This is a genomic window from Variovorax sp. 01T432 (genome assembly GCF_056398605.1).
The window spans coordinates 65456-77624 of the sequence record NZ_JBFTPS010000032.1 but is presented as its reverse complement, the minus strand read 5'-3'; the positions used below and the strand labels follow the sequence as shown (position 1 = coordinate 77624).

Here is a 12169-nt window from a genome sequence, read left to right as displayed (position 1 = left end):
TGTTGGTTCCAACAACCGTTCGGGTTGCGAAAGAACGGTCCCGCTCACCCACCCAGTGCTCAGAGACGGGCTTCAAAGCCCAGAGGCGCCTCGGGTTGGGTGAGCAGGTCCGAAACCAGTGCTGCCAATGGCGCGCGGGGCTGTGGATTKGTGGACGATGCGGCTGGCGCCGCACCGGCAGGCTTGCCGTGGACAACGCTGCGCGTTGCCCACCGCGCCCGCCTTCGCCCACAAGCCCCACAGCCTTCGACCACTATTGGTCAGCGACCCTGAAAGATACAAGGCGCTTCGCCTCGAACACGAACCGGCGGCAGCAAGCTCTTCGCCGGGGTTGCGCTAGGAATTGGACTGCTGCCTCGAAACCGCAGGTGCAGGTGGCGCGAGCGCATCGAGATTGACCAGAAGTCCGGGAATTGTCATGAGGCGCAGCGCTTCGATGGCAGTGAATTCCTGGTCGTCCGCCAGAAAGCGCATCCTGCAAGTGCCGATGGAGATTTCATCGCCGGTGACCAGGATTTGACTCTTCACCGTCACACCGTTGACAGTGATCCCGTTGCGGCTGTCGAGATCCTTGATCGCAACGAAAGGACCGTCGATCGTCAACACGGCATGAAAGCGGCTGGCCTGCTCATCATCGAGAACGACGTCATTGGTCGGCGCTCGCCCGATGGTCGTGTCCAGGGTCTTCAGCGCGACCTGTCGGGTCGCCGCGGGGTTCATCAAGAGAATGAGCTTCGGCATGCGCTGTACCTTCAGTGAAAGAAGAGCATCGCCAAGCGATGCTGACAGTGTCGCCCGGTTGCTGCTGTCGCCGCCCGCCGACTGCTCCGGAAGGGTGCGGTACTTTATAGGACGCGGACCCGGGCGCGTCATATGCAGGTCTGTATAAGTGCCAGCTATTGTTTTGGATAGTCCGGCGCGGCGGCCACGGTTTGCAAAGAAAAAGCCCGCTACCAATGGATAGCGGGCTTTCCGTTTGCCTTGCGGCTTTATAGTGGCTCCTCGACCTGGGCTCGAACCAGGGACCTACGGATTAACAGTCCGGCGCTCTACCGACTGAGCTATCGAGGAACAAGCCTCAAATTATAGCGTGGTTTTTTCGGGCTTCCTGACGGTCCGTCCACACAACACAACAACTTCAGATTTATTGATGCCGAGCCGATGAGGCAGCGATGGTTTCCATCATCCCCGCTGCGGCGTCCTCCGGATTCGGATCGGCCACCACAGCCCGGACCACCGCCACGGACCCGACGCCGGTATTCAACACGTCGGGCAGGCGGGCCGCGTCGACACCGCCAATCCCGACCTGCGAATAGCCGCGCAGCAAGCGCGCATAGGCGGCAAGCCGCGCCACTCCCTGCGGCGCCGTCGCCATCTGTTTCAATGTTGTCGGATACACCGCGCCCATCGCGATGTAGCTCGGGCTCACCGCATCCGCGCGCACCATCTCAGCGTAGCCATGTGTACTCACCCCGAGGCGAAGACCCGATGCGCGGATCGTCCGCAGATCTTCGGGCGTCAACGCGTCGAGGTCTTCCTGACCGAGGTGAAGGCCATAGGCCCGCGCTTCGATGGCGGCGCGCCAGTGGTCGTTGATGAAGAGCAGCGCGCCGGTGCCCTGCACGGCCTTCACCGAAGCCTGCACCTCGCGCGCGACGGCCAGCGGATCCTGCGACTTGAATCGCAGCTGCACGGTCGGGACGCCGGCGCGTGCCATGCGGCCCACCCACTGCGCATCGGGCAGGACCGCGTAGAGCCCGAGTCTTTCGGGGCAGGGCGGGAACGCGTCTTCGCGTGCACCCGGCGGAAACGGCCGCATGCCGAAGTCCGCCGGCGACTCGGGCCACGCATGAGCGTCGAACGCACCGATGCGTCGCGTCTGCGCGTGCCACGCCAAGGCGAGGCACTCCGCATCGACATCGATGAAGCCGAGTCTCGCGCAGCCCTGCTTGGCGCCGCGATAGACCGCGTCTTCAGACGAGAAGGACACCACGGCGTTCGTCGTTTCGCCGAAGCGCGGCGCATGTGCCGAGACGATGGCGTTCGCGATGGACTGAGGGTCGTTCATGGTGTGCGTTGCGATCATTGGGAAGAAGCGTGATGCCAGAACGGCGTACCCAGAACCGGTGTGCTCGGCTGCGCCGATTCCTGTGCCGTCATGGCGCCGGCGCGGCGTGCGCTTCGGCCCGCCTGCACCGCGTCGGCAAAGGCGCCGGCCATGGCGACCGGATCCTGCGCCAGCGCGACTGCCGTGTTCAGCAGCACACCGTCGTAGCCCCATTCCATGACTTGGCACGCGTGGGAGGGCAGGCCGAGCCCGGCATCGACCAGCAGCGGCACCGACAGTCGCTCGCGCAGCACCTGCAGTGCGTAGGGATTCACGGGCCCGCGGCCGGTGCCGATCGGTGCGGCCCACGGCATCACGGCCTGGCAGCCGACATCCACCAGCCGCTGGCACAGCACCAGATCCTCGGTGCAATAGGGCAGGACCTTGAACCCATCGCGAATCAGCCGGGATGCGGCGTCCACGAGGTTCAAGGTGTCGGGCTGCAAGGTGTAGTCATCGCCGATGAGTTCGAGCTTGATCCAAGCTGTGTCGAAGAGCTCGCGCGCCATCTGAGCGGTCGCGATCACCTCTTGCACGCTGTGGCAGCCAGCCGTGTTCGGAAGCACCGGGACATCGAGCTTTCGCAGGAGATCCCAGAAGCCGTTGTCGCTGCCCGCGCTGTTCGGCATGGCCGTCTGGCGGCGCAGGGAGGATGTCAACATCGCCGGCCTCGCGCGTCGCACGGCCGCTTCGAGCACGTCGGGTGAAGGGTAGCGCGCGGTGCCGAGCAGCAAGCGGCTCTGGAAGGTCTGGCCGTAGAGAACCAGCGGATCGTTGGGGGTTTCGTTGATGGGAGTCATTGGCATTGCCTCAGCCGCCCGTCACGGGGCGGATAACTTCGATTCGGTCGTCGGGCTGCAGTGCATGCGACGCATAGTTCGAACGTGGCACGAACTGGCGATTCACCGCCGCGGCGAAAGGCGGTGCCGCGTTGATGAGCGCGATCGCATCAGCCAGCGTTGCCTGCGGCGGCAGTGTGTAGGGTGCGTCGTTGATCAGGATGTGCATGGCTGGGTGTCCAGGCTGGGCGCGAGATCGAAGCGGCTCGCGAGCGTGGAGTGTCCGGTCGCGAGCAGTTGGAGCGCGACGTCGAGGATGGCGGGCGCGATCATGAAGCCGTGCCGGTACAGGCCATTGATCTGCATCACGCCGGGGCTCGGTTGCCTGAAGGCCGGCAGGTTGTCAGGCAAGGTCGGCCGGCATTGGGTGGCGATCTCCAGGATGCGCGCCTCGGCGAAGCCGCTGTGCACCGAGTACGCCGCACTCAGCAGCTCGAGCGTCGAGCGGACGCTGGCTGGCGACATGTCGTCCGACTCGATCTCGGTCGCGCCGATCACGAACACATCCCCGGGCTTGGGCGCGATGTAGATGGGATAGCGCGGATGAACAAGGCGGGTCGGCCGCCGCAGCGTGACTTCGGGTGCATGCACGCGGATGACTTCGCCGCGCACGCCGCGCAGGCCGCTCCATTGCGGCCGGGCGCCGAAACCGCGGCAGTCGATCACACGCTCGGGCTGGCCCGGCGTGCCCGGCGCGAAGTCATCGATGGCGCGCGGCGCGTGCCAGTGCAACTGCACTTCGGGCAAGGCCTCCAAGGTGGCGAGCAGGGCGGCGAGCAGCGCGCGGTTGTCGAGCTGGCCTTCGTCGGGCAGCAGCAGCCCTTGCCCGAAGCGCTGACCCAGCGAGGGCTCCAGCGCCGCGATGCCGCTGGCATCGAGCGTCTCCATGGCGGGCAGTTCGGGCACGACTTCGACGGTATGCGACAACACGCGGGCGAGTCGCGCCGCCTCGGGTGCATCCTGCCGGTGCCACAGCACGAGCGTGCCTTCGCGTTGGAAGAACACGGGCGCTGCCAGCGAGGCGATCAGCGCGGGCCAGCGGTCGAGCGCGTGGCAGCCCATGCGAACCACGGAGGGCGGCGCCACCGCCGACTCGGCCAAGGGCGCGAGCATCGCCGCCGCCACGCGCGCGGCGGCGCCCTCGGCCTGGGGACCGCCCGCCTCGTAGACGTCGACCTTGCATCCAGCCTGTGCCAGGCTCACCGCGAGCAGGCGGCCCATGAGGCCGGCGCCGAGGATGGCGGCGGAGCGGAAGGGAAGGGTGGAAGAGCTGTTCATTGGAGCTTCAATCGCGCCCATGGATGGCGTCGCCGATAATTTTCAACATGACTACTGCATTTTCCCGCTATGCCCGTGTGCTTTCGATCGCCGGGTCCGACAGCGGCGGCGGCGCCGGCATCCAGGCGGACCTCAAGACCTTCGCCGCCCTCGGCTGCTATGGCATGACGGCCATCACCGCGCTCACCGCGCAGAACACGCTGGGCGTCTCCGCCATCCACGGCGTGCCGCCGGCCTTTCTGAAGGCGCAGATCCAGGCGGTGGTCGAGGACATCGGCGTCGATGCGGTCAAGCTCGGCATGCTCCACGCGCCGGAGATCGTCGAAGTGGTGGCGTGGGCCATCGACCGCTACAAGCTGCCCAACGTCGTCCTCGACCCCGTCATGGTCGCGACCAGCGGCGACCGCTTGATCGCCGCCGAGACCGTCCAGGTGATGGTGCGCGAATTGTTCCCGCGCGCCGTGGTCGTGACGCCCAATCTCGATGAGGCCGCGCTGCTGATCGGCCATGCCATCGATGGTGTGGACGCGCTCGACGATGCCGCCACCGAGTTGCTCGCGCTCGGCGCGCACGCGGTGTTGCTCAAGGGCGGGCACCTGCCCGGGAACGACGTGGTCGACCTGCTGGCGGAGTCCGATGGCGAACGGCTGCGGCTCTCGTCCGAGCGGATCGCCAGCCGCAACCTGCATGGCACCGGCTGCACGCTGTCGTCCGCCATCGCCGCGCATCTTGCGCTCGGCTATGCGCTGCCCGAGGCGGTGGAGCGTGCGCGCGGCTATGTCGTTGCCGCCATGGCGGCCGGTGCCGACGTCCGGGTCGGCGCGGGTCATGGTCCGCTCAACCATGGTTTTGCGCCAGTGCCGATGATTCGGCTGCCGCTGCCCGGCGAGTGACCCGGCCGGCGCGCCTCGCTTCATGAAGCGGCGTCAGCGCCTCATTCGCGCCGCGTGGCGTCGTGTCGTTCAGGTGTGCCATCCATTTGCTCCCATGCAAATTGTTTGGCAGGTGTGCAAGGCCCGGTGGTGGGGCCGGCACGCGAGATGACGTGACGGCCGCCGGACCAGCTTCCCTGCGCGAGGATTACCTCAATCAGGTTCAAAGGGACTCTCTCAGCCGGCCTGCAACGTCGTGTTGCGGGCCGGCACCCCTAGCGTTGCTTCAATCTGGCGAAGCAGACGGCATTGTAGAGCCGCGCCGCGATGCCTAGTGCTTGACGCCCAGCAACTCGTGCAGCCGCGTGCTGGTCGTCGTGTATTGCAGCGGCACGGACTTGTCCGGAAACACGATCTCCGTCGCGGCCCAGGCCGCCAGCGTGGCCTCGTGGAAGCCGCAGACGATGAGCTTCTTCTTGCCTGGGTAGGTGTTGATGTCTCCGACAGCGAACACGCCGCGCTCGCGCGTCTCGTACTTTTCGGTATCCACCGGCACTTGCTTGCGATCGAGTTCGAGACCCCAGTCCGCGATGGGTCCGAGCCGGGGCGAGATGCCCAGGCAGGCAATCAGCGCATCGAGCGGCAGGGCGACGGTCTGCGCGTCCGGTGTGGTCACCTGCAATTGCGCGCCATCGAAGGCGGCCAGCTGGCCCACCACGAAGCGCATGGCTCCCGCGGACACGCGTTCGCGCAGCGCGGCCACGGTCGATTCTTCGGCCTGGAAGGCATCGCGCCGATGCACCAGCGTGACCTGCTTCGCGCGGCCGGCGAGCGCCAGCGCGGTGTCGAGCGCGGTGTCGTCGCCGCCGTTGACCACCACGGTCTGGCCGGCGAAGCGGTCGAGCGACTCGGGATGGTAGAAAAGCCGCGTGCCGTCGAAACGCTCGATGCCGTCGATGGCGATGCGCCTGGGAACGAAGGCACCGACACCCGCGGCAATGAAGACCGTGCCGGCGAGAAAGGCGCTGCCCTTGGAGGTCGTCAGCAGCAGCCTCCCGTCGGCCTGGCGCTTCAGCGTCGCGACCTGCTCGCCGAAGTGGAACTGCGCCTTGAACGGCGCGATCTGCCGCAGCAGGGATTCCACGAGGCCGCGGCCGGTGGTCACGGGCGTCCCGGGAATGTCATAGATCGGCTTGTCGCCATAGAGCGCGACGCATTGGCCGCCCGCACGGGGCAGGGCGTCGACGACATGGCAGGAGATCTCCAGCAGGCCGAGCTGGAAGACCTGGAACAGCCCGACCGGGCCGGCGCCGATGATCAGCGCGTCGGTTTCAATGGGGCTTGGGTTCGTGCTCAGCGCACCAGCTCCGAGATCTTGTCGGTCTTGTCTTTCCACTCTTCCGCATCGGGCAGGGCGGGCTTGCGCTTGGTGATGCTCTTCCAGCCGTCGGCCACGGCGAGCTCGGCATTGATCTTGATGAAGGCGATCTGGTTGGCCGGCAGGTCTTCCTCGGCATAGATCGCATTCACCGGGCACTCCGGAATGCACACCGCGCAGTCGATGCATTCGTCGGGGTCGATCACCAGCATGTTCGGCCCTTCACGGAAGCAATCCACGGGACAGACGTCGACGCAATCGGTGTATTTGCAGCGGATGCAGGATTCGGAGACGACGTGGGTCATGGCGTGGCAGACGAAGAGGTGAGCGGGAAAAGCCCGGATTTTAGGCGTTTGTGAGGGCAGGGCGCACCAGCACCGCGGCGGAGGTCCTGTGCGAGGCCGTGTCGACCAGCACCAGCGAGCCCAGCGCGCGCGATTGGGCAAAGGGAAGCACCGCCAGCGGCTGCTGCAGGCTCAGCACCACGTCACCGATGGCATTGGCCTCCAGATGGTCGGTGGGCTCGGAATCGAGCGTCGTGATATTGACGCGATCGACGATGCGCGCCACCTTGGCCTTCACCCAGCGATGGCCTTGCAGCGCCCAGTAGACGCGGCCCGCCACGAGCGGCTCGTCGTCGAGCCAGGCGATCGTGGCCGTGATCTCGCGCACGGGCTGAAAGGCATCCGGCGCGAGCAGCCAGTCGCCGCGCGAGACGTCGAGTTCGCGGTCCAGCACGATGCCCGCGCTGTGCCCGGCGTGGACCGTCTTCGGTTCGCGCGTATGGCTGAGCACCTGGGCGACCATGGCGCTCTGGTTGCTGGGCAGCACGGTCACGCGCTGGCCGGGCTCGACGTGGCCGCTGGCGACGCGGCCCCAGAAGACACGGCGGCCACGCGAGGTGTCGGCCGAAGCCGAGAATTTCTCGACCCATTGCACCGGAAAGGCGAAGGGGACGGCCTCGTCCTGCGCGGTCACCGGAAGCTGCTCCAGCAGTTCGAGCAGGCTCGGCCCCTCGTAACCCGCCCAATCGGGATGGCGCGAGGCCACGTTCCAGCCCTTGAGCGCCGAGATCGGCACCGTGGCCGCGACCTTCACGCCGGCCGCGTCGGCGAAATCCCGCAGCGCCGACGAGATGCGCTCGAAGGCGAGTTCCGCGTTGTCGATGGCGTCGAGCTTGTTGACCGCGAACACGATCGACTGCACGCGCAGCAGGTGGCACAGCAGCGTGTGGCGGCGGGTCTGCGGCAGCAGCTCGCGCCGGACCACTTCGCCGTCCTCGCACTCCGCCGCCCAGGCGAGCTTGGTCGCATCGACAAGCACCACGGCGGCGTCGGCGCTCGATGCGGCCGTCACCATGTTGCGCGTGTACTGCTCGTGGCCCGGCGCGTCGCCGATCACGAACTTGCGCCGCGCCGTCGAGAAGTAGCGGTAGGCCACGTCGATCGTGATGCCCTGTTCGCGCTCGGCCGAGAGGCCGTCGGTCAACAGCGCGAGGTCGGTCTCTCCGCCGCGCTGCACGCCGGCCAGCTGGTCCTGCAGCACGGTCTTGCTGTCGACCAGCAGGCGGCCGATCAGGGTGCTCTTGCCGTCGTCCACGCTGCCGCAGGTGATGAAGCGCAAGGCCGCGCCGATGTTCGCCAGCGCCTCGGAGCTCGTCTGGACTGGAGTTGCGGTCGTCATCAGAAGTACCCGTCTTTCTTGCGCTTTTCCATGGAGGCTTCGGAGGTCTTGTCGTCCATTCGTGTCGCGCCGCGCTCGCTCACGTCGGCGGCCAGGGTCTCGATCACGACGTCCGCGGCGTCGGCCGCGAGGCTGTCGACCGGGCAGGTGCAGGTGATGTCCCCCACGGTGCGGAAGCGCACGTCGCGCAGTTCGACCTTTTCGCCGTCGCGCGGGGGCGTGAGTTCAGTCACCGGCACGAGCAGGCCGCGGCGCTCCACCACCTCGCGCTTGTGCGTGTAGTAGATCGAGGGCAGCGCGATGTCTTCACGCTGGATGTACTGCCAGACGTCTAGTTCGGTCCAGTTCGAGATCGGGAACACACGGAAGTGTTCGCCGGGTGCCAGGCGCGTGTTGAACAGCGTCCAGAGTTCGGGCCGCTGGTCCTTGGGCTGCCATTGGCCGAAGCTGTCGCGGTGCGAGAAGATGCGCTCCTTGGCGCGCGCCTTTTCCTCGTCGCGGCGAGCGCCGCCGATCAGCGCGTCGAAGTGGAATTCCTCGATGGCTTCCAGCAGCGTGACCGACTGGTGCACGTTGCGCGATTCGCCCGGATGCGCCAGTCGCACGGTGCCGCGCTTCATCGAGTCCTCGACACTGCGCACGATCAACTCGGCACCGAGCTCCCGGGCGCGCTGGTCGCGAAAGGCCGTCACTTCCGGGAAGTTGTGGCCCGTGTCGATCATCAGCAACGGGTAGGGGATGCGGCCGGCGCCGAAAGCCTTCTCCGCGCACTTGAGCAACACCAGCGAATCCTTGCCGCCCGAGAACAGCAGGGTCGGGCGGTCGAAGGATGCGGCGACCTCGCGCAGGATGAAGATGGTCTCCTCCTCCAGCGCGTCGAGTTGCGTATTGGAGAGATGCACCAGCGGCTGCACGTGCGGCTGCAACAGTTCGGGTTCGGTACGGGCGTTCATGGAGCGGGGTTCAGTTCGGAATGGCACGGATGGGAATGGCGCGGTTCGGGAGCGGGGAAACGGCGGAAGAGGGTTCGAAAGCCGCCGGCTCCTCGCCCTCGTGGCTGCCGTCGGCCGCCACGTGCAGGCCGCATTCCTTGGCGCTTTCCTGCTCCCACCACCAGCGGCCCGAGCGGAAGTCCTCGCCAAGGGTCACGGCGCGCGTGCAGGGCGCGCAGCCGATGCTCGGGTAGAACTGGTCGTGCAGCGGGTTGTAGGGCACGTTGCAGGTGGCGATGTAGTGCCACACGTCGCCCCAGGTCCAGCGCGCGAGCGGGTTCACCTTGACGCGTTCGGGCTGCTGCTCGATGAATTCGACCTCGGCGCGCGCGCCGGACTGCTCGCGCCGCAAACCCGTGATCCAGGCCCGCTTGCCCGCGAGGGCGCGCTCCAGCGGCTCCATCTTGCGGATGTGGCAGCAGGCCTTGCGCAACTCCAGGCTGCGGTACATGGCGTCCTCGCCGTTCTTGGCCACGAAGCCCGCGGCATCTTCCTCGACGGGCCGGTACACCTCGACCTCGCGGCCGTAGTGCGACTGCAGCGTGTCGAGCAGGCCGAGCGTCTCCGCGTGCAGCTTGCCCGTCTCCAGCACGAAGATGCCGGATTCCACCTGGAAACGATGCAGAAGATCGGTCACCACCATGTCCTCGGCGCCCAGGCTGGAGGCCTGGGTGATCGGCGCGAACTCGCTCGCCGCGCCGCGCAGCAGCGCCACGCTCTCGGCGAGCTTTTCGTCGAAATCGGCGGAGGGCTTGGCGTAGAGCGAGATGGCGTTCATGGCGAGGGTGGCTTGGCGTGTGCGCTGGCTGGTTGTCGGGAGGCTGGGAGATCGACCGGGCTTCAGGCGGTTTCGCGCTTGAAGATCGGCGTGGCTTGCACCGCGTCCCCCTGGTAGAAGGCGGCGAAGCGGTCGAACTGGCGCTGCGCCGCGGAGGCGTCGACGCCTTCCTTGAGCACCGCGCTCGAAAACCCGGTGCGCTGCATCTGCACCAACTGGTCGATCAGCACGTCGCCGGTCGCGCGGATGTCGCCCTGGAAGCCCAGGCGCCGGCGCAGCAGGAAGGCCTGGCTGTAGGCGCGGCCATCCGTGAACTTCGGGAAATTCAGGTCGATGCGTTCCACGTCGGCCAGGCACACCTCGATGGCCAGCGGGTCGGCGTCGTTGGGCAGCTGCATCACGTTCGGCTCGCCGTTGTCGACATGGTCTTCGGCGGCGATGAGCTTCAATGTCTTGTTCATGCGGCCTCCTCGACCTTGAAGCGCGCGCCGTTGGCCGCGGCCTTGAAGGAATCCAGGCCCACGCGGCGCAACGTGTCGATGAAGGTCTCGCCGGCTTCGCGGGTGTCGCGGTAGGTGTTGAGGACGGCCTCGATCACCTCCGGCACTTCGGCCGCGGAGAAGGAGGGGCCGACCACCTTGCCCGGCTGGGCGCTGCCGCTCAGCGCGGAGCCGTCGGAGCCGCCCAGCGTGACCTGGTACCACTCCTTGCCGTCCTTGTCGACGCCGAGGATGCCGATATGGCCGCTGTGGTGATGGCCGCAGGAGTTGATGCAGCCGCTGATGTGCAAGTCGATCTCTCCCAGGTCGTCGAGCTCGTCGAGATCCTGGTAGCGCTCGGTAATGGCTTCGGCGATGGGGATCGAGCGGGCATTGGCCAGCGCGCAGAAATCGCCGCCGGGGCAGGCGATCATGTCGGTCAGCAGATGCACGTTGGCGCTGGCAAAGCCGGCCTCGCGCGCCGCCAGCCAGAGGGCATGCAGGTCTTCGGCGTGGACCCAGGGCAGCAGCAGGTTCTGATCGTGCGTCACGCGGGCTTCGCCGGCGCTGAAGCGGTCGGCCAGGCGGGCGGCCGCGTCGAGCTGGTCGGCCGAGGCGTCGCCGGGCGCCTGAAGGCGGCGCTTGAAGGACAGCGTGACGGCGCGCAGGGCTGGGTTCTTGTGCGGCGCGACGTTGCGCTGCAGCCAGCGCGCGAACATCACGTCGTCGGCGGCCTGGGCGCGCAGGTCGGCGTCGGTCTCCTCGGCGCTGCGGAACACGCGCGTCGCCAGCGTCGGCGGCACGAAGGACGCGCTCACGCGATCGAGTTCGTCTTGCGTGATGGTGTGCGGCGCGCCGTCGTGTTCGACGATCTGCCGGTATTCGGCTTCGACGTCGTCGATATAGCGCTGGCCCTCGGCCTTCACCAGGATCTTGATGCGCGCCTTGTAGATGTTGTCGCGCCGGCCGTAGCGGTTGTAGACACGCACCACGGCCTCGATGTAATTCATGATCTGGTTCCAGGGCAGGAACTCGCGCAGCACGGTGCCGATGATCGGCGTGCGGCCCATGCCGCCACCCACCTGCACGCGGAAGCCGAGTTCGCCGACTTCGTTCTTCAGCAGGTGCAGGCCGACGTCGTGCCAGCCCGTGGCGGCGCGGTCTTCCGTCGCGCCCGTGATCGCGATCTTGAACTTGCGCGGCAGGAAGGCGAATTCGGGGTGCAGCGTGCTCCACTGCCGCATGATCTCGGCGAAGGGGCGCGGGTCGGCAATCTCGTCGATCGCCACGCCGGCGAGCTCGTCGGTCGTGATGTTGCGGATGCAGTTGCCGCTGGTCTGGATGCCGTGCATGTCGACCGAGGCCAGCAGGTCCATCACGTCCGCCGACTTGGACAGCGGAATCCAGTTGTATTGCACGTTCGTGCGCGTGGTGAAGTGCGCGTAGTGCGTCGGCAGCTTGTGGGTGCCGAGCTTGGCCTGGGTGGCGAGGGCGTGCTTGTAGACCTCGGCTTCGGGCTCGTCGTAGACGCGCGCAATCTTTCCGAGCGCGCGCAGCTGCCGGCTCGACAGCTCGCCGTAGGGCACCGCCACGCGCAGCATCGGCGCATAGCGCTGCACGTACCAGCCGTTCTGCAGCCGCAGGGGACGGAACTCCTCCTCCGACAATTTGCCTGACTGCCAGCGTTCCAGCTGGTCGCGGAATTGCGCGGCACGCAGGTGCACGAACTGGCGGTCGAAATCTGTGTATTGGTACATCGTGTG

General features: G+C 67.0%; 13 protein-coding genes, 1 tRNA gene and 1 riboswitch. Of the genes, 1 reads left to right on the top strand and 13 read right to left on the bottom strand.

Translation table 11 applies throughout. The features are described from left to right. Positions 1-336: 336 nt before the first annotated feature. The 6 genes from AC1DNF_RS22715 to AC1DNF_RS22690 all read right to left on the bottom strand — a co-directional run bounded on the left by AC1DNF_RS22715 (position 337) and on the right by AC1DNF_RS22690 (position 4224). Positions 337-741: an FHA domain-containing protein gene (locus AC1DNF_RS22715; RefSeq protein WP_478150889.1), complete on the bottom strand. Its 405-nt coding sequence runs from the start codon at positions 739-741 to the stop codon at positions 337-339. 254 nt (positions 742-995) lie between these two features. Next, positions 996-1071 (bottom strand) — tRNA-Asn (locus AC1DNF_RS22710). A gap of 73 nt (positions 1072-1144) precedes the next feature. After that, on the bottom strand, positions 1145-2068 hold the full coding sequence (locus AC1DNF_RS22705; RefSeq protein ID WP_478150888.1) for a thiamine phosphate synthase: 924 nt from the start codon (positions 2066-2068) through the stop codon (positions 1145-1147). A gap of 14 nt (positions 2069-2082) precedes the next feature. Continuing rightward, positions 2083-2907 carry a thiazole synthase gene (locus tag AC1DNF_RS22700; RefSeq protein ID WP_478150887.1) on the bottom strand — a complete coding sequence of 275 codons (825 nt, stop codon included), beginning with the start codon at positions 2905-2907 and terminating at the stop codon, positions 2083-2085. A gap of 10 nt (positions 2908-2917) precedes the next feature. After that, a complete protein-coding gene (gene thiS, locus AC1DNF_RS22695) occupies positions 2918-3115 on the bottom strand; it encodes a sulfur carrier protein ThiS (RefSeq protein WP_478150886.1) in 198 nt (65 codons plus the stop codon). Next, positions 3103-4224 carry an FAD-dependent oxidoreductase gene (locus tag AC1DNF_RS22690; protein WP_478150885.1) on the bottom strand — a complete coding sequence of 374 codons (1122 nt, stop codon included), beginning with the start codon at positions 4222-4224 and terminating at the stop codon, positions 3103-3105. Before AC1DNF_RS22690 ends, thiS begins: the two co-directional genes overlap by 13 nt. Before the next feature lie 47 nt (positions 4225-4271). Between AC1DNF_RS22690 and thiD the strand changes: the two genes are divergently transcribed. Next, complete coding sequence (gene thiD / locus AC1DNF_RS22685) at positions 4272-5117, top strand: bifunctional hydroxymethylpyrimidine kinase/phosphomethylpyrimidine kinase (RefSeq protein WP_478150884.1); 846 nt, start codon at positions 4272-4274, stop codon at positions 5115-5117. Positions 5118-5273: 156 nt separating this feature from the next. Then, a riboswitch (TPP riboswitch) is annotated at positions 5274-5383 on the bottom strand. Between the two features lie 44 nt (positions 5384-5427). On the opposite strand, the gene AC1DNF_RS22680 is transcribed toward thiD, so the two are convergent. The 7 genes from AC1DNF_RS22680 to AC1DNF_RS22650 all read right to left on the bottom strand — a co-directional run bounded on the left by AC1DNF_RS22680 (position 5428) and on the right by AC1DNF_RS22650 (position 12163). Further along, complete coding sequence (locus AC1DNF_RS22680; RefSeq protein WP_478150883.1) at positions 5428-6492, bottom strand: NAD(P)/FAD-dependent oxidoreductase; 1065 nt, start codon at positions 6490-6492, stop codon at positions 5428-5430. After that, positions 6450-6779, bottom strand: coding sequence for a ferredoxin FdxA (gene fdxA, locus AC1DNF_RS22675; protein WP_478150882.1), 330 nt, complete (start codon positions 6777-6779; stop codon positions 6450-6452). The genes AC1DNF_RS22680 and fdxA overlap by 43 nt, the downstream gene beginning before the upstream one ends. A 40-nt stretch (positions 6780-6819) precedes the next feature. After that, complete coding sequence (locus AC1DNF_RS22670) at positions 6820-8157, bottom strand: sulfate adenylyltransferase subunit 1 (protein ID WP_478150881.1); 1338 nt, start codon at positions 8155-8157, stop codon at positions 6820-6822. After that, positions 8157-9110, bottom strand: a complete 954-nt coding sequence (gene cysD / locus AC1DNF_RS22665) for a sulfate adenylyltransferase subunit CysD (RefSeq protein WP_478150880.1) — start codon at positions 9108-9110, stop codon at positions 8157-8159. The genes AC1DNF_RS22670 and cysD overlap by 1 nt, the downstream gene beginning before the upstream one ends. A 10-nt stretch (positions 9111-9120) precedes the next feature. Then, complete coding sequence (locus tag AC1DNF_RS22660) at positions 9121-9927, bottom strand: phosphoadenylyl-sulfate reductase (RefSeq protein ID WP_478150879.1); 807 nt, start codon at positions 9925-9927, stop codon at positions 9121-9123. Between the two features lie 62 nt (positions 9928-9989). Next, positions 9990-10388, bottom strand: a complete 399-nt coding sequence (locus tag AC1DNF_RS22655) for a DUF934 domain-containing protein (RefSeq protein ID WP_478150878.1) — start codon at positions 10386-10388, stop codon at positions 9990-9992. Next, positions 10385-12163, bottom strand: a complete 1779-nt coding sequence (locus tag AC1DNF_RS22650) for a nitrite/sulfite reductase (RefSeq protein WP_478150877.1) — start codon at positions 12161-12163, stop codon at positions 10385-10387. Before AC1DNF_RS22650 ends, AC1DNF_RS22655 begins: the two co-directional genes overlap by 4 nt. Positions 12164-12169 lie beyond the last annotated feature (6 nt).